The sequence below is a fragment of the Piscibacillus sp. B03 genome, from assembly GCF_052246295.1.
Taxonomy (GTDB): Bacteria; Bacillota; Bacilli; order Bacillales; family Alkalibacillaceae; genus Piscibacillus.
This window is the reverse complement of the sequence record NZ_JBQQCO010000008.1, coordinates 35427-52390: the sequence shown is the minus strand read 5'-3', so window position 1 is coordinate 52390 and position 16964 is coordinate 35427. Positions and strand designations below refer to the sequence as shown.

The 16964-nt window shown below is 41.5% G+C and carries 18 protein-coding genes; 16 read left to right on the top strand and 2 right to left on the bottom strand.

Annotated elements, in window-relative coordinates; translation table 11 throughout:
* The 11 genes from atpA to spoIIID all read left to right on the top strand — a co-directional run bounded on the left by atpA (window position 1) and on the right by spoIIID (window position 10352).
* Entirely contained in the window at window positions 1-1509 is a 1509-nt protein-coding gene (atpA, locus tag ACTWQB_RS07145) for a F0F1 ATP synthase subunit alpha (protein ID WP_443138503.1), read from the top strand.
* Between the two features lie 36 nt (window positions 1510-1545).
* Entirely contained in the window at window positions 1546-2406 is an 861-nt protein-coding gene (atpG, locus tag ACTWQB_RS07140) for an ATP synthase F1 subunit gamma (protein ID WP_443138502.1), read from the top strand.
* A gap of 32 nt (window positions 2407-2438) precedes the next feature.
* Window positions 2439-3839, top strand: a complete 1401-nt coding sequence (atpD, locus tag ACTWQB_RS07135) for a F0F1 ATP synthase subunit beta (RefSeq protein WP_443138501.1) — start codon at window positions 2439-2441, stop codon at window positions 3837-3839.
* 60 nt (window positions 3840-3899) lie between these two features.
* Window positions 3900-4304, top strand: coding sequence for a F0F1 ATP synthase subunit epsilon (locus tag ACTWQB_RS07130; protein WP_443138500.1), 405 nt, complete (start codon window positions 3900-3902; stop codon window positions 4302-4304).
* 393 nt (window positions 4305-4697) lie between these two features.
* Window positions 4698-4931 carry a DUF1146 family protein gene (locus tag ACTWQB_RS07125; protein WP_443138499.1) on the top strand — a complete coding sequence of 78 codons (234 nt, stop codon included), beginning with the start codon at window positions 4698-4700 and terminating at the stop codon, window positions 4929-4931.
* 70 nt (window positions 4932-5001) lie between these two features.
* Window positions 5002-5646, top strand: a complete 645-nt coding sequence (locus tag ACTWQB_RS07120) for a YwmB family TATA-box binding protein (protein WP_443138498.1) — start codon at window positions 5002-5004, stop codon at window positions 5644-5646.
* Between the two features lie 35 nt (window positions 5647-5681).
* Complete coding sequence (gene murA / locus ACTWQB_RS07115) at window positions 5682-6992, top strand: UDP-N-acetylglucosamine 1-carboxyvinyltransferase (protein ID WP_443138497.1); 1311 nt, start codon at window positions 5682-5684, stop codon at window positions 6990-6992.
* 193 nt (window positions 6993-7185) lie between these two features.
* Window positions 7186-8184 carry a stage II sporulation protein D gene (gene spoIID, locus ACTWQB_RS07110; RefSeq protein ID WP_443138496.1) on the top strand — a complete coding sequence of 333 codons (999 nt, stop codon included), beginning with the start codon at window positions 7186-7188 and terminating at the stop codon, window positions 8182-8184.
* A gap of 48 nt (window positions 8185-8232) precedes the next feature.
* Entirely contained in the window at window positions 8233-8733 is a 501-nt protein-coding gene (locus ACTWQB_RS07105; protein WP_443138495.1) for a hypothetical protein, read from the top strand.
* 356 nt (window positions 8734-9089) lie between these two features.
* Window positions 9090-9758 carry a peptidoglycan DD-metalloendopeptidase family protein gene (locus ACTWQB_RS07100; protein WP_443138494.1) on the top strand — a complete coding sequence of 223 codons (669 nt, stop codon included), beginning with the start codon at window positions 9090-9092 and terminating at the stop codon, window positions 9756-9758.
* Between the two features lie 336 nt (window positions 9759-10094).
* Window positions 10095-10352, top strand: a complete 258-nt coding sequence (gene spoIIID / locus ACTWQB_RS07095; protein WP_443138493.1) for a sporulation transcriptional regulator SpoIIID — start codon at window positions 10095-10097, stop codon at window positions 10350-10352.
* An 81-nt stretch (window positions 10353-10433) separates the two neighbouring features.
* On the opposite strand, the gene ACTWQB_RS07090 is transcribed toward spoIIID, so the two are convergent.
* Window positions 10434-10910: a hypothetical protein gene (locus ACTWQB_RS07090; protein WP_443138492.1), complete on the bottom strand. Its 477-nt coding sequence runs from the start codon at window positions 10908-10910 to the stop codon at window positions 10434-10436.
* A gap of 107 nt (window positions 10911-11017) precedes the next feature.
* Window positions 11018-12607 (bottom strand): acyl-CoA synthetase, encoded by a 1590-nt coding sequence (locus ACTWQB_RS07085; RefSeq protein WP_443138574.1) that lies wholly within the window; start codon window positions 12605-12607, stop codon window positions 11018-11020.
* A gap of 312 nt (window positions 12608-12919) precedes the next feature.
* Between ACTWQB_RS07085 and ACTWQB_RS07080 the strand changes: the two genes are divergently transcribed.
* The 5 genes from ACTWQB_RS07080 to fabZ all read left to right on the top strand — a co-directional run bounded on the left by ACTWQB_RS07080 (window position 12920) and on the right by fabZ (window position 16693).
* On the top strand, window positions 12920-13915 hold the full coding sequence (locus tag ACTWQB_RS07080) for a rod shape-determining protein (RefSeq protein ID WP_443138491.1): 996 nt from the start codon (window positions 12920-12922) through the stop codon (window positions 13913-13915).
* Between the two features lie 289 nt (window positions 13916-14204).
* The gene (locus ACTWQB_RS07075; RefSeq protein WP_443138490.1) at window positions 14205-15023 is read left to right on the top strand and encodes a flagellar hook-basal body protein; all 819 of its coding nucleotides are present in this window, start codon (window positions 14205-14207) and stop codon (window positions 15021-15023) included.
* Window positions 15024-15046: 23 nt separating this feature from the next.
* Window positions 15047-15877 (top strand): flagellar hook-basal body protein, encoded by an 831-nt coding sequence (locus tag ACTWQB_RS07070; RefSeq protein WP_443138489.1) that lies wholly within the window; start codon window positions 15047-15049, stop codon window positions 15875-15877.
* A gap of 57 nt (window positions 15878-15934) precedes the next feature.
* Window positions 15935-16234, top strand: a complete 300-nt coding sequence (locus ACTWQB_RS07065) for a DNA-directed RNA polymerase subunit beta (RefSeq protein WP_443138488.1) — start codon at window positions 15935-15937, stop codon at window positions 16232-16234.
* Window positions 16235-16255: 21 nt separating this feature from the next.
* Window positions 16256-16693 carry a 3-hydroxyacyl-ACP dehydratase FabZ gene (gene fabZ / locus ACTWQB_RS07060; RefSeq protein ID WP_443138487.1) on the top strand — a complete coding sequence of 146 codons (438 nt, stop codon included), beginning with the start codon at window positions 16256-16258 and terminating at the stop codon, window positions 16691-16693.
* Window positions 16694-16964: the final 271 nt, after the last annotated feature.

Here is a 16964-nt window from a genome sequence, read left to right as displayed (position 1 = left end):
ATGAGCATCAAAGCAGAAGAAATTAGTGCGCTAATTAAACAGCAGATCGAAAACTATGATTCTGAAGTTGAAGCAAACGAAGTCGGTACAGTTATCGAGATTGGTGACGGTATCGCACGTGCTCACGGCCTTGACAACGTTATGGCTGGGGAGCTTGTTGAGTTTTCAAACGGTGTAATGGGTATGGCGCAAAACCTAGAGGAAAACAACGTTGGTATCGTCATCCTAGGACCATTTACAGAAATTCGTGAAGGCGATGAAGTTCGTCGTACTGGACGCATCATGCAGGTTCCAGTTGGTAAAGAACTATTAGGACGTGTTGTAAATCCATTAGGTCAACCAATTGACGGTTTAGGACCAATCGAAACGGGCAAAACTCGTCCAATCGAATCACCAGCACCAGGTGTAATGGCACGTAAATCAGTACACGAGCCACTACAAACAGGTATTAAAGTAATCGACTCGATGGTACCAATTGGTCGTGGTCAGCGTGAGTTAATCATCGGTGACCGTCAGACTGGTAAAACATCGATCGCGATGGATACAATCATTAACCAAAAAGAAACTGGCGTTATTTGTATTTACGTAGCAATCGGTCAAAAAGAATCAACAGTTCGTGGATTCGTTGAAACACTACGTAAAAACGGTGCGTTAGAGTACTCAATCATCATCAATGCAGGTGCTTCTGACCCAGCTCCATTATTATTCCTAGCTCCATATGCTGGTGTAACAATGGGTGAGGAGTTCATGTACAACGGTGAACACGTACTAGTTGCTTACGATGACCTTTCTAAACAGGCAGCAGCTTACCGTGAACTTTCACTATTATTACGTCGCCCACCAGGTCGTGAAGCATTCCCAGGGGATGTATTCTACCTACACTCTCGTTTACTTGAGCGTGCGGCGAAACTAAATGATGAATTAGGTGGCGGTTCATTAACAGCCCTACCATTCGTAGAAACACAAGCGGGTGACATCGGTGCGTATATCCCGACAAACGTAATCTCAATTACGGACGGACAGATTTTCTTACAATCTGACTTATTCCACTCAGGTGTACGTCCAGCGATCAACCCAGGTCTATCGGTATCACGTGTTGGTGGTTCCGCACAGATCAAAGCGATGAAGAAAGTAGCAGGTACGCTACGTCTAGACCTAGCATCATTCCGTGAGCTAGAATCATTCGCACAGTTCGGTTCAGACCTTGATAAAGCAACTCAAGCGAAACTTAACCGTGGTCAGCGTACTGTAGAAGTACTAAAACAAGGTCTTAACAAACCTCAACCAGTTGAATATCAGGTTGCAATCATCTATTCATTAGTAAATGGTTACCTAGATGATTTACCAATCGAAGATATTCTACGTTTCGAAGCTGAACTATTCACTTATTTAGATCAGCATGCGCCTGAATTATTAGCGCATATTCGCGAAACTGGAAACTTACCAGAAAAAGAAGATTTCAATAAAGCAATTGAAGACTTTAAAAATTCATTTGCTGTAAGTGAGTAATGATGATGAAGTCTCGAAAAAAGGTGGTGAGACGTAGTGGCATCGCTTCGTGACATTAAAAATCGTATTAATTCGACGAAAAGTACACAGAAGATTACGAGCGCAATGGAAATGGTATCTGCTTCAAAGCTAAACAAAGCAGAACAAAACGCTAAAAAGTTCGTTCCATATATGGAGAAAATTCAAGAAGTTGTTGCTAGTATTGCTGGCGGAAACACTGGTGCTGACCACCCGATGTTGCAATCACGTCCTGTTAAGAAAACAGGTTATATCGTGATTACATCTGACCGTGGTTTAGCAGGTCCTTACAACAGTAACGTTTTACGTGCCCTTTACCAAACGGTGCAAAAAGAACATTCATCTAAAGATGAGTACACAATTCTACCAATCGGTAAAATCGGCCGTGAGTTTTGTAAGAAGAATGGTATGCCAATCGTGAAAGATGTTACTGGCTTACCAGACCAGCCAGATTTCGCTGAAATTAAAGAAATCGCAAGCTATGCAGTAAAACTTTTTGCAGACGGTGAAATTGATGAATTGCACATTTTCTACAACCATTTCATCAGTGCGATTTCACAAGAGGTTACTCAGAAGAAAGTATTGCCATTAACGGACATTGACACAGAAGGCAAGCAACTAACTTCATATGAGTATGAACCTGAAGAAGATGAAATTCTAAAAACACTATTGCCACAATATGCGGAAAGTATTGTTTACGGTGCATTATTAGACGGAAAAGCAAGTGAGCACGCATCTCGTATGACAGCTATGCGTAGTGCAACAGATAACGCAGGTGAGCTCATTGATGATCTAACACTTTCTTACAACCGTGCACGTCAGGCAGCAATCACACAAGAAATTTCCGAAATTAGTGCAGGTGCAGCAGCGCTAGAATAACGGATTGAATGAATTCGTGAGGAGGGAAAAAGATGAGTAAAGGACGCGTAACACAGGTAATGGGTCCAGTTGTTGACGTAAAGTTTGACAGTGGCGACTTACCTGAAATATATAACGCCCTAGTAATCGCTGGTGATGAAAACCGCGATGAACTAACACTTGAAGTTGCTCTTCACCTAGGTGATGATACAGTACGTACAGTTGCAATGGGTTCTACAGACGGACTTATTCGTGGTGCTGAAGTAGTTAACAAAAACAACCCAATCTCTGTACCAGTTGGTGAAGCAACACTAGGTCGTGTGTTTAACGTATTAGGAGACCACATTGATTTAGGGGAAGAAATTCCGGCTGACGTTCGCCGTGACCCAATTCACCGTGAATCACCTAAGTTCGAAAACTTAGCGACTGAAACAGAAATCTTAGAAACAGGTATTAAAGTAGTAGACTTACTTGCTCCATATGTAAAAGGTGGTAAAATCGGTCTATTCGGTGGTGCGGGTGTAGGTAAAACCGTACTGATCCAGGAGCTTATTAACAACATCGCTCAAGAGCATAGCGGGATCTCAGTTTTCGCTGGTGTAGGTGAGCGCACTCGTGAAGGTAACGACCTTTACCACGAGATGAGCGACTCTGGAGTTATTAACCAAACTGCCATGGTATTCGGTCAGATGAACGAGCCACCAGGTTCTCGTATGCGTGTAGCGTTAACTGGTCTAACAATGGCAGAGTACTTCCGTGATGAAGAAGGTCAGGACGTACTATTATTCATCGACAACATTTTCCGTTTTACACAAGCAGGTACTGAGGTATCGGCACTATTAGGTCGTATGCCATCAGCCGTTGGTTACCAGCCAACACTTGCAACGGAAATGGGTCAGTTACAGGAACGTATTACGTCAACGGATAAAGGTTCAATCACATCAATCCAAGCCGTATACGTACCAGCCGATGACTACACAGACCCGTCACCGGCAACAACGTTCGCACACTTAGATGCAACAACAAACTTAGAGCGTAGCTTATCTGAGCAAGGGATCTACCCAGCGGTGGACCCACTATCATCAACTTCTCGTGCTCTAGACCCTAACATTGTAGGCGAAGAACACTATGAAGTTGCGCGTGAAGTTCAGCGTACGCTACAACGTTATAAAGAGCTACAAGATATTATCGCAATCCTAGGTATGGATGAATTATCAGACGAAGACAAGCTTACAGTTGCTCGTGCTCGTCGTGTACAATTCTTCCTATCACAGAACTTCCACGTTGCGGAGCAGTTCACAGGACAACCAGGTTCATACGTACCAGTTGAAGAAACAATCAAAGGGTTCAAAGAAATCCTATCTGGTAAATATGATGACTTACCTGAGGACGCGTTCCGTCTAGTTGGACGTATCGAAGAAGTTGTTGAAAAAGCACAACAAATGGAACAGTAATAAGGGGACAATAGGCGGTGAGTCCTTCACCGTTTGTTGCGTGCCCAAGGAGGGGTAAGTTTGAAAACACTAAATGTGAGTGTTGTCACTCCTGACGGCCCTGCACTTGAAGGCTCATATGAAATGGTAAGTGTTAGAGCAGAGAGTGGAGAACTTGGTATTTTACCAGGTCACATTCCATTAGTTGCTCCATTAACTATTAGTGCAGTACGCTTGAAAAAAGAAGGTCAAACAGACTATCTTGCTGTTAGCGGCGGATTCGTTGAAGTAAGACCAGAGCAAGTGACAATCCTAGCACAAGCAGCAGAACAACCTTCCGAAATCGACGTTGATCGTGCGAAACAAGCTAAAGAACGCGCAGAACAACGTCTCAACCAAGCAAAAAATGAAGACATTGATCACAAACGTGCGGAATTAGCTTTACAACGCGCTGTCAACCGTATGAACATTTCGGAAATCAAATAAGCAAACATTAAAAGACTCGACAACCTAGTCGGGTCTTTTGTTTGTATTAGCCTATAAAGGGATAATATTTGCTTTCCAAATGATATACTAAAATAAAATTGTAATAAATGTTTGTTATTAAAAGTGAGCGAAGGTGGCGACTCCTGCGGGAACAGCACGAGCTGAAGATCCTCCTTGAGAAGAAATGTAATTTCTTTTCAAAGTTAGCTGAAGCCGTGCCCGCGGAAAGCGTCCACCGAAAGCGGTACAATAGGAAATCATTAGGTTTAAAATAAGCACATACATTCAAATATTGTACTTATTTAACGATGAGATTAAATTATTTATGAAATTTTAGGTTTAGTGTCGGTATTCCCCGGGAAATGTTGAAATAAGTAAAATCGAGGTGTAAACATGTTTACAGATCTTGCGATTGATTCAATCGTATTTATGTTCATGCACATTATTTTTATTACACTTGCATGGAAGGTACTTGAAGCAGTACAGCTTGAACAAATTTTTAAAAAGAATAGAGTCATAGAAAGCCGAATACTATTTATTATGCTGTCCATTACAATTGGAGCGACCGTAAGTAATTTCTTTATTGATTTCATCAAGTGGTCCAGACAATTACAACATTTACTTTAAAATGGACGTATAACTTCGCATTGCTTTGCCCATCCTTGTACTAAATGATTTTTCCAAGGGGGATGGAGCCATGCGATGGTTTTCCGTAGTAGTTTTATTTTTGTTAACAGTTTCTTTGTTCTATCAATCTAGTAATTCTTTATTAGCAGATGTTTCAACGATCGAGAAACTGGAAGAGTTTTTCGTGGAAGAGGGCTTGGATATTTCAAGTGTAAGTGTTACGATGCACAAGGTAAGCAATGAAAGTGAAGCCAAATTGTTTATAAAAAATCAACAACAAGCCCAAAAAAATAAAAACATCAACGAATCATTTAATGTGGTTTACCTGTCAGAAAACAGGGTAAAAGTTGTATATGAATTTAAAGGCGCCGTATGGAGTGAGAAAGTGAAGGGTTTGTTACAAAATCGTATGTTAAACCCAGAATTTCGACATTTTTTTAAAAACGGACAAATATACTCTTGTTTTCAATCACGAACAGATGTTAAAATTAATAGTAATTTTATGATTGATAAAATCATTAACTTTTACAACATACAAAAGACTAATGTAATGGATGAAGAAAAATTTAAAGTTGTAAGTGGAACGACAGAACAATTTGAACAATATATACCATTAGACAATGAACATATCAATATTCAATTCGCGATTAGGGAACAAGAGAATGGTACAAAAACCATAACAATTGGAACACCTATCCTAGTTATTGAATATTAAATAACATACGGAATATCGACACGGAGGGAAAAACCTTGGAAAAAATCATAGTATCTGGTGGAAACCAATTACGTGGTACGGTGAAAGTAGAGGGAGCAAAGAACGCCGTTTTACCAGTAATTGCTGCAAGCATTATGGCTAGTGAAGGAAAAAGTACATTAAAGCAAGTTCCTGACTTAGCCGATGTTGATACAATCAGTGAAGTTTTACGTTATATGAATATAAATGTTTTACAATCTGAAAATCAATTAGTAGTAGACGCTTCCAATCAATTAAAAACGGAAACTCCTTTTGAGTATGTCCGTAAAATGAGAGCTTCAGTTCTTGTTTTAGGACCATTATTGGCACGCTTTGGTCATGCAAAAGTTGCAATGCCTGGTGGATGTGCAATTGGCTCACGTCCAATTGATCAACACCTAAAAGGCTTTGAAGCTATGGGAGCAAAAATTCATGTCGGAAACGGCTACGTTGAAGCATTCGTTCCTGAGAAACTAGTAGGAGCACGCATTTATTTAGATTTTCCTAGTGTAGGTGCAACTGAAAACTTAATGATGGCTGCAGCTCTAGCAGAAGGTACGACTGTTATCGAGAACTGTGCTAGAGAGCCAGAAATAGTAGATTTAGCTAATTATATTAACCAAATGGGTGGAAAGATTGTAGGTGCAGGTACGGAAACGATCCGTATCGAAGGTGTACCGACTTTACAGGGTGCAGAGCATAACATTATCCCAGACCGTATTGAAGCTGGAACATTTATGGTTGCAGCAGCAATTACAGGTGGAGATGTTGTCGTTGAAGGTGCTATTCCAGATCACCTACGCTCTCTTATTGCGAAAATGAGAGAAATGGGTGTGACGATTGAAGAATATGAGAATAGTGTGCGCGTTGTAGGTAATGGTGAATTAAAAGGCGTCGACATTAAGACTCTACCATACCCTGGTTTTCCAACAGACTTGCAATCTCAGTTTATGGCATTGGCTATGAAAGCTAGAGGCACAAGTGTAATTACGGAGACTGTATTTGAAAATCGTTTTATGCATGTTGAAGAGTTCAGACGTATGAATGCTGTAGCTAAAATCGAAGGGCGCAGTGCAATCATCGAAGGACCTTCAGAGTTGCAAGGTGCAGAAGTAGCAGCAACAGACTTACGCGCAGCAGCAGCGTTAATCATTGCTGGTCTAGTTTCAGAAGGACGTACTGTTGTCACAGAGCTTAAGCACTTAGATCGTGGATATGTAAACTTTGAAGAAAAACTAAGAAACTTAGGTGCAGAGATTGAGCGCGTTGTCGAGGAAACTGAAAAAGTCGACCAAGTTGTAAACGACTCAATGGCACAATCTAGTTAATAAGGTAAAAGGCGGCCGAGGCCGCCTTTTTATTTTTGCCTAATTAAGAGAAATAGTAGACAACCCTCCATGTAGAAGGGCATTACGATTGATAGCTTTCTATAAATAAAAACTACTTTATGGTTCTATTAAATTAATTTTGGGAATAATTATATTGATAGATACAGGTTTAAACAGAGGAGGAGTTGTCGCTATGAACATAAAACGTGAATTCGTCGTGTTAGCTGCTATTCTAGTTTCAGTTATCGCCATTCTTCCAGCATTAATCGTTATACCATTCTCAAGTGAAGCATCCGTACCAGTTGATCTACATGATACCGTCGAGGTCGATATTGATGTTGAAGAACAACCGACAGTTCAAGTCATGAGAAGTGCTACAGAGACAATTGAGGAAGTTCCTTTAGAAGAATATGTCGTATCAGTGGTCGCATCAGAAGTTCCAGCAAGCTTTGAAATGGAAGCCATTAAAGCTCAAGCCCTTGCCGCAAGAACATACATTGCCCAGATTCTTAATCAAGGTGGCGCAGGAGAAAACTATCATGTGACGGACACGGTTCAACACCAGGTTTATAAAAATATGGATGAACTCAGAAACGCATGGGGTGTCGATTATTCGTGGAAGATTAACAAAATCATCCAAGCAGTTGATGAAACTAAGGGGCAAATCATTACTTACGGTGGTAACCCAATCGCCGCACAATTTTTCTCAACAAGCAATGGCTATACAGAAAATGCTGAAGACTACTGGCAAAATGAAGTACCATATTTAAAGATGGTCGACAGTCCGTGGGATAAAAAGTCCCCTGAATATTTAGAACAACAAGTATTACCGAGAAACGAAGTCGTACAAAAACTTGAATTAGACTCTGATGTAATTAACGTTTCAAACACAGTGAGAACAGACAGTGAGCGAATTAAAGAAATCACGATAAACGGAAAAACATTTTCAGGCAGAGATGTACGTGAGACTTTGGGGTTAAGATCGAATGACTTTACCATTGAAGCAAAAGGTGACCATATTATTTTCACCACGAAAGGATACGGACACGGAGTCGGAATGAGCCAGTACGGTGCAAACGGCATGGCTGAAGAAGGAAAAACCTATCAAGAGATCGTCAAACACTACTATCAAGGAGTCGAAATCTCCCCAATCCAAGAAATCGTCGGAACTCTCAGTGCAATGAATCAATAAGGAAAGCCGCCTTTAGTCGAAGGCGGCTTTTAATTTATTTATTTGGAAGTGCAGAATGTCGGAAGGGAACGCACTTTTGCTGATTGGGAAGACGTGAGTGTCGATAGAGAGCGTACGTTTGTCGATTGGGAAGACGTGAGTGTCGATAGAGAACGTGCGTTTGTCAATTGGGAAGAGTCGAATGTCGATTGGGAAGGTCTGAATGTCAATTGGAGAGCTCGAAATATGGATTGGGAATGCTCGATTGTTGATTGGGGAGTGCAGAATGTCAATTGGAGAGCGCCGAATGTCGATTGGGAAGGTCTGAATGTCAATTGGAGAGCTCGAAATATGGATTGGGAACGCTCGATTGTTGATTGGGGAGTGCAGAATGTCAATTGGAGAGCACGCGAATGTCGATTGGGAAGGTCTGAATGTCAATTGGAGAGCTCGAAATATGGATTGGGAATGCTCGATTGTCGATTGGGAAGTGCGGAATGTCAATTGGAGAGCTCGAAATATGGATTGGGAACGCTCGATTGTCGATTGGAGAGCGCCGAATGTCGATAGGGAAGCGCAGAATGTCGTTTGAAGAGCTCGAAATATCGATTGGGAGATCTCTAATATCGATTGACAATGCACATCTTTAAATGTTGGTAGAGAAGCTCAAACTGTGGATAAAGCTCTCCCTGAACTAACCAAAACAAATCTATCAGTGGATTAGTGAATAAGTCTCGCAAATATTGTGAATAACTCTACTTATTAACATGTGCATAACTGAGAGGACGCATTTTTCCACAGCAAAAAGTGAAAAATTTCATTAGTTTACCCTAAAATTCAATAAACATCAGCTTTTTTTAAAAAATTTTCGACTTCGATGTATATATTCCTTTCTTTTCGTTCAGAATGTTGCTGAGGTGATGAAAATGAATGAAAAAGAAAGGCAATTAATGCGCCAATCCAAATGGAAACGTTTGACGCGCCAACGCTGGTTCTACCCAGCACTTTACATCACTCTAGTTGCTGTAATTTTAGCAGGGGTTATGGTTTACCAATTCCAAGCTTCTGATGTAACGGAAGATGGAAATCAAAATGAGGAAAACCCAAGCCAAGTTGCAGACAACAACGGTGAAGAGGACACAGTACCAGTCGTAGCTGAGCAAGAGGATTTAGTGATGCCGACACTGTTAGGGGATCAAGCTGAAATCATTACAAAATTTTATGACGCCGAAGCTTCAGAAGAGGAACAAGAAGATGCATTAATTTTCTACAACAACACGTACCGTCAAAGCAAAGGTGTCGATATAACTTCTAAAGATGGACAACCATTCGAAGTTATTGCTGCCCTTAGTGGAACGGTTACTGCGGTTTACGAAGATGATTTAGAAGGTCAAGTTGTTGAGATTGAGCATGACGATACTCGCTCGACATACTACGGTAGCTTATCCGAAGCATCTGTAGAAGAGGGAGACGAAGTCACTCAAGGTGATGTGATTGGCGTATCTGGTACGAACGTCTATGGAGATGAAGAATTAACGAAAGTTCACTTCAGACTCCTAGAAGACGGCGAACCTGTTAATCCAAATTTTGAATAAGTAGGAAAAAACCTCGCCACTAAAATGGCGAGGTTTTTTTGTGTTTATAGAGTTACATAGTTTAAATTATTTATCAGAAGTCATTGCTTAATGTGCATTTAGTCATATCTAGTGCCGACGTTGGCCACAAATGCTACTTGTGTTACTTCTTTGTTTAAGTTTGCGCTGAGTAATCGCAGGCGCAGGACGCGGCCGTAGTTAGTCGGCGCACTGCGTGTTTAAACGGGCGCTTGCGCTTTTCTTATTCACAACTCTTTAACTGACTAACATATTTCATCGTTTTCCTGAATAAACTGTACCATCACATCTTTAGAGGTACATCAGGAGGCGAGGAGTTTGCACGATTACATCAAAGACAGAACGATCCGAATCGCGGAGCACCTTTTAGAAACAAAGAAAACGGTACGTCACATTGCGAAAGATTTTGGCGTATCTAAAAGCACTGTGCACAAAGATTTGACCGAAAGGCTCCCAACAATTAATCCTGCCTTAGCAAAAGAGGTCAAGGAAGTGTTAGAGTATCATAAGTCAATCCGACATATAAGGGGTGGGGAGGCGACGCGTAAAAAGTACCGAGAACAAACAAAGGTTTAGACAAACCAACGCCTGTCACCTAATACATAAACATACCAACTTCATATATTGAACAAGATGACAACCGTGACGGGCACTCTTTTATTCTCTATACTTGTATAAATCGAGTCGCTCTTCTTGATAATTGCCTTTTGAATCCATCCACTCAACTTCAACAAAAATTTCCTCGATATCATGGAACATTACTGGGTCCCCATTAGGTTTGAACAAATTATTATCTGCAAAACCAATTCTAACTTCACTAGCATCAATTGGCTCATGGACTGATTCAGCTTGTAATGTGACTTCCGTTCCATCAATGATTGCCGCCGTGCGAAAATTCAACGTGTCCACAACTGGACCATCATCCCCAATGTGATGCAACGACCCACCTCCAGCAGTATGATTGGTCGGGACAAGCTCAACTTGATATTGGTTTAATTCCCAGTTAGTAGATTTTCCATCCAAATTATACACATAATAATGATTCGATTGATCCGTATCATCCTGATTAAACCAGAATGTTGCGATCGCAACGACTATGATTAATAGAATAAGGCCAACACTCTTTTTATCCATTCTGTTTCCTCCTAATCGGCATTACCGACTTTATCTCTATAAAAACATTAGCACAAAACAATAAAGAAAAAAACATCCTCGCGCTGTTTGCGAGGATGTTTTAACAATTATTTTTCACTTAGCTTTTTAAACTCTTCTCGTAAATCTCGTTTCAGAACTTTTCCACTTGGGTTTTTTGGCAGTTCATCCGTAAAGGCTACGTATTTAGGTACTTTAAACTTCGATAAATGTTCTTGGCAATATTGAGTAACTTGATCCTCCGTCAAATTCTGTTCAGGCATAGGGACAATGACAGCAGTCACAGCTTCTATCCAGTACTCATCAGGAATTCCAATCACCGCCACCTCAGAAACGCCATCAAGTTGATAAATCGTCTCTTCAACTTCACGACTAGAGACGTTAACACCACCCGTATTAATCATATCCTTTTTACGATCCACAATCGTGATATACCCGTCTTCATCCATAACGCCTAGGTCACCACTATGGAACCATCCGTTTTTAAAAGCCTCAGCCGTCTTCTCAGGGTCGTTTAAGTAACCCTTCATCGCATGAGGCGTACGATGAACAATCTCACCAACTTCACCGCGTGGAACTTCCACATCATTTTCATCAACAATACGAGTCTGCATGTTCAAGGTTGGCTTCCCAGCTGAACCTAATTTTGAAAGCTGTTCATCAGGTCCCAATGCAGTTGCTAGAGGTGCGACTTCTGTTTGCCCATAAAAATTATAGAAGCGAGCCTGAGGAAGTCGTTCTGATAATTCTTTTAAAATCTCACGAGGCATAATCGCAGCACCGTAGTAGCATTTTTCTAAAGATGAAAGATTTCGTTTATCAAAATCTGGATGACGTAAAAGCGCGATCCAGACTGTTGGTGGACAGAAAAGCTGAGTAATTTTTTCACGTTCAATCGTCTCTAAAATAATTTCAGGCGTCGCCGCATCTAAAATAATTCCACTTGACCCGAGGTACACACTCGGCCCTAAGAAACAGTGAAGCTGTGCACTATGGTAAAGTGGCAGCGCGTGGATGCACACATCTTTTTCCGACATATCACCATTCACGACACAACTAACATACTCACTCACAATACTCTTATGGCTTAGCATCACACCCTTTGGCCGCGACTCCGTACCACTTGTATAAAGGACGTGAGCCAAATCGTCATCCTCAATATCCTCATCGACAAGTTCAGTCGGCTGCCCAGCCTGAATATGAGAAATCGGCTTCCAGTCTTGCAAAACTTCAGAAACACGATGACTCTGAGGAAACTCCATTAAGTAGCGGAACTTAATATCGAGGTCGCCCTTCGCTTTTTCTAAAACAGGTGCAAACTCCTCAGGCGCAACAAAACCAGACGCACCAGCATGATTTAGAATGTAAGCCACATCATCCTCCGTTAACATATAGTTGATTGGAATCATCACAGCCCCAAGACGAGCTAAGGCAAAGTTAACCACTACAAAATCAAGGCTGTTCTTGGACATGATCGTAATCATGTCACCCTTTTTCACACCATCAGTACGAAACGCATACGCAGTCTGGTTCACAAGATCATCCAGTTCACTATACGTCAACCGCGCGTCCTTATAAGCAATTGCAAACTTGTCCGGATAACGCTCTCGCGTCCTCGTTAACAAATCCCCCAACGTATTACGACGCGCCCGAGTTAACAGCTTATCCAAATCAATCATCTTTGTCTCCACTGTAATACCTCCCCTTAAGTCTGAATTTTCTATATTTTTAGTTTATTATGTTTTGTATTTAAAAACAAGATATGAATTTGTGAAGGTGCTAGTGCACGTGAAGTGGTCGAAAATGTCTTTGAAACGCGAGTAAGTGAACCCGAAAGTCACTACAACTGACAATTTGTCCAAATATTAGACAAGTTCCAATAAAAAACCAAGCATTCAATCAAAAAACAATGTGACACGGTGCTTGAAAAGTGATAAAATATGTCAATAGAGTACTATTATTTTTGCACGTGTAGGGGGAGTCATTAACTAATGTTTGCTAGAGATATTGGAATCGATTTAGGAACAGCTAATGTGCTGATCCACGTAAAAGGTAAAGGAATCGTATTAAATGAACCATCCGTTGTCGCAATGGATAAAAATACAGGGAAAGTATTAGAAGTCGGGATGGCAGCACGCCGCATGGTCGGACGTACACCAGGAAACATCGAAGCCATTCGCCCACTAAAAGACGGCGTCATTGCAGACTTTGATGTGACTGAAGCAATGCTACGTTACTTCATCGGCAAAATTAATGTCAAAGGCATGTTCTCAAAGCCACGCATCCTTGTATGTTGCCCGACAAACATAACTAAAGTTGAACAAAAAGCCATCAAAGAAGCAGCAGAAAAAAGCGGTGGAAAAAAAGTTTACTTAGAAGAAGAACCAAAAGTAGCCGCTGTTGGTGCTGGAATGGATATTTTCCAACCAAGCGGTAACATGGTCATCGACATCGGTGGCGGAACTACTGACATCGCCGTTCTATCTATGGGTGATATCGTAACATCCGAGTCTATTAAATTAGCGGGTGACAAGCTCGATCAAGAAATTTTACAATACATCAAACGCAAATACAAATTACTAATCGGGGACCGTACAGCAGAAGACATCAAAGTCAACGTAGCAACTGTTTTCAAAGGTAACCGTAACGAAACGATCGACATCCGTGGACGTGACCTAGTATCAGGCCTACCACGCACAATTACAATCGGATCTGAAGAAATAGAAGGCGCACTTCGCGAACAAGTAGCACTAGTTGTTCAAGCGGCTAAGCAAGTACTTGAAAACACACCACCAGAATTATCAGCAGACATCATCGACCGCGGTGTCATCTTAACAGGTGGCGGTGCCCTATTAGACGGACTAGACCAACTCATGGCAGAAGAACTCAAAGTACCAGTTTTCATCGCCGAAGAACCCATGCACTGCGTCGCAAAAGGCACAGGCATTATGCTTGAGAATATCGACAAAATCGCAAAGATCGGTTAATTTATAGGCTTGGTTTTGAGTAGTGGAAAATGAAAAATGTGAGACTCCTGAGGGACCAGCGGCCAAAGCAAGACCCCGCAAAAGCGAGGAACGAGCTTGAGGAGGCTTGCTGGTCGCCCTAGGAAAGCGAACATTTTTCATTATCTATAAAAAACCGCAAGCCAATTCATAGAAGCCAAAAGACGAGCCAAGGCAGCCAACAGCAATCCCTCAAGCCAAAACCAAGGGAGACGCAGCCTTGGCTATACATAAATCAAGAAGAGGCCATAAACCAAAGGAGGCGCACAAAATGCTTAGAGGCTATAACGCAGCAGGAGCCGGCATGATTGCGCAGCAACGTTATCAAGACACACTATCTAATAACATGTCAAACGCCCTAACACCTGGTTACAAATCAGACCGCTCCACATTCAGAGCATTTCCCGAAATGCTAATCCGTGCTTATGACCAACAACAGTTACCTGGAAAAAATAATTCAAAGATCCCGAACAACTATCGAGTCGGAGCTATTAACACAGGCGTTTATATGCAAGAAGACACACCTTATTTCAATCAGGGTGACTTACGTGATACGGGAATCGCGACAGACTTAGCTCTTGTAAACGGGGACATGCCAGATGAAAACGGGTTCACGTTTTATACAGTAGCGAACGAAGACGGAGAGGCGCGCTATACACGAAATGGAAATTTCACCGTTGATTCAGAAGGTTTTTTAACGACAACGGAAGGTCATTATGTGTTAGACAATGAGAACAACCGTATTCAAACAGGGACTGAGCAATTTGAAGTAACAGAAAACGGACAAGTCATTTCTCCGTTTGATAATACGTTATTAGGCATAGCTTACCACCCGAATGCGAATGATCTCGTTAAAGAAGGCGAGAACCTTTTTAGAAACGAAGGAGAGGCTGTTCAAAACGCACGTGAGAATGCTGAAGTGAATTTCAGCGTTTATCAAGGACAACTTGAACGTTCTAACGTTGACCCACAACAAGTCATGACGGAAATGATGCGATCGTATCGATTATTTGAAATCAATCAACAAGTCGTCAAAACGTATGATAAAAGTATGGACATGGCCGCAAATCAAATTGGGCGCATTAATTAGCGCTGACATAAGGGGGCTTTTCAATGCGTAACATGCTAAACGCTGCCACCACCATGAATCAACTACAACAACGAATGGATTTAACATCAAATAACTTATCAAATTCAAACACATATGGATATAAAGCAAAAAGCGCACAGTTTTCATCGTTGCTATTTCAACAAATCAACAATATTAACAATGGAGACGCTGACGCACCACGCTTAACTCCAGAAGGCATTCGTGTCGGTTCAGGTGCCAAAATGGGACACACAAGTATGCATATGGGGGCTGGTGCTGTTCAGCAAACTGGACGTGAGTTAGATATTGCAGCACAAGACGGCGAACGCTTTTTTGTCGTCAATGCACCATTACAAAACGGTGATACTGAAACGCGCTATACAAAGTCAGGGAACTTTTATCTACAACCGGTTAACGGAGATGAACAGGTCATGCTTACAACAAATGAAGGACTACCTGTTGAAGGTCAAAATGGTCCAATCATTTTGGATAGCAATTTTGACGACATATCCTTTACCGAAAATGGAGAAGTTCGCGTAACACGCAACGGAACAACACAAACTGAGGCGACACTTCAAGTCGTTGACATTGCCCAACCACGCGCGCTAGAAGCAACAGGTAGTAACCAATTTAGAATAGATGAAGCGGCTTTAGGTGTACCAGAAGAGCAATTAGTTGTTGACGTCGCGCCACAAGATGCGAACTTAGTGCCAGGTGCACTTGAATCCTCAAACGTCGATATGGGTAAAGAATTAACCGACCTAATGGAAGCTCAACGTGCCTACTCATTTAATTCACGCTCAATCTCAATTGGTGATCAAATGATGGGCCTCATCGGTAGCATGCGCTCGTAATTTTTATTAGAATAGTGTTTGACAAATTATTTAGTTTTTGAGAATTGAGGTTTAACTATGGCTTCAGAAGAACAGAAGAAACAACCACAAGAAGAAACAAAAGAGAATAAACAAAAAAAGCGCAAAGAAGCGAAGAAAGAACGTAAACAACACGGACCCATTAGACGATTTATTAATTCGAGAATTCGTTTTATCCCAGTCTGGTTAAGAGTCGTATTAGTCGTTGTGTTATGTTTTGTAGCTTTTTATTTAGGATTAGATGTTGGATACACTAAGCTTGGGGACGGAGATGACGCCGATACCGTACGAAGCTTGGATTTCTGGAAAGACATGTGGAGCTATATTCAAGGTGAGTAACCACCTTTAAGGAGGAAAACCATGCTAGATATAGAGCAAATTAAATCAATCATCCCACACCGCTATCCATTTTTATTAATCGATCAAGTCGATGAATTAGAAGAAGGTAAACGCGCCGTTGGCTACAAGAACGTGACTGCCAATGAGCCATTCTTCCAAGGCCATTTTCCAGAATACATGGTCATGCCAGGAGTACTAATTGTTGAAGCACTCGCCCAAGTCGGAGCCGTTGCAATTTTACAAAAAGATGAGAACAAAGGTAAACTTGGCATGTTCACAGGCATCGATAAGTGCCGTTTCAAACGCCAAGTCAAACCAGGCGACCGCCTAAAACTCGAAGTCGAAATGCTTCGCCTAAAAGGACCAATCGGAAAAGCAAAAGCTGTCGCAACCGTCGATGGCGAGATGGCTTGTGAAGCTGAAATCATGTTTGCTGTCGTTGATCCAAATAAAGAATAATATGAACTTGCCGCAGATCTGTGGCAGGTTTTTTTATTGGTTTCGAGGGGGCAATTGTCGTCCATAACAGGTTATGTGTACGTTAAATAAGCGTGAGTGTACGTGAAATCCGTGTAAATGTACATGAAATGAGGCTAAGTGTACGTGAAAACGGGTCAAGTGTTCATGAAACGAGTGCAAGTGTACGCGTAACGAGTTCAACTGTACATGAAATTCAATGCCAAGTAATTAAAATAAGGAAATTCCCGCCGCGGCGGGAATTTTTCATTCA

What these genes read in the sequence shown, in the direction of transcription:
- atpD (WP_443138501.1), top strand. Translation starts at nt 2,439, where the DNA reads ATGAGTAAAGGACGCGTAACACAGGTAATGGGTCCAGTTGTTGACGTA.
- spoIID (WP_443138496.1), top strand. Translation starts at nt 7,186, where the DNA reads ATGAACATAAAACGTGAATTCGTCGTGTTAGCTGCTATTCTAGTTTCA.
- ACTWQB_RS07085 (WP_443138574.1), bottom strand. Translation starts at nt 12,607, where the DNA reads ATGATTGATTTGGATAAGCTGTTAACTCGGGCGCGTCGTAATACGTTG.
- ACTWQB_RS07125 (WP_443138499.1), top strand. Translation starts at nt 4,698, where the DNA reads ATGTTTACAGATCTTGCGATTGATTCAATCGTATTTATGTTCATGCAC.
- fabZ (WP_443138487.1), top strand. Translation starts at nt 16,256, where the DNA reads ATGCTAGATATAGAGCAAATTAAATCAATCATCCCACACCGCTATCCA.
- ACTWQB_RS07075 (WP_443138490.1), top strand. Translation starts at nt 14,205, where the DNA reads ATGCTTAGAGGCTATAACGCAGCAGGAGCCGGCATGATTGCGCAGCAA.
- ACTWQB_RS07120 (WP_443138498.1), top strand. Translation starts at nt 5,002, where the DNA reads ATGCGATGGTTTTCCGTAGTAGTTTTATTTTTGTTAACAGTTTCTTTG.
- ACTWQB_RS07070 (WP_443138489.1), top strand. Translation starts at nt 15,047, where the DNA reads ATGCGTAACATGCTAAACGCTGCCACCACCATGAATCAACTACAACAA.
- ACTWQB_RS07100 (WP_443138494.1), top strand. Translation starts at nt 9,090, where the DNA reads ATGAATGAAAAAGAAAGGCAATTAATGCGCCAATCCAAATGGAAACGT.
- atpA (WP_443138503.1), top strand. Translation starts at nt 1, where the DNA reads ATGAGCATCAAAGCAGAAGAAATTAGTGCGCTAATTAAACAGCAGATC.
- ACTWQB_RS07065 (WP_443138488.1), top strand. Translation starts at nt 15,935, where the DNA reads ATGGCTTCAGAAGAACAGAAGAAACAACCACAAGAAGAAACAAAAGAG.
- ACTWQB_RS07080 (WP_443138491.1), top strand. Translation starts at nt 12,920, where the DNA reads ATGTTTGCTAGAGATATTGGAATCGATTTAGGAACAGCTAATGTGCTG.
- ACTWQB_RS07090 (WP_443138492.1), bottom strand. Translation starts at nt 10,910, where the DNA reads ATGGATAAAAAGAGTGTTGGCCTTATTCTATTAATCATAGTCGTTGCG.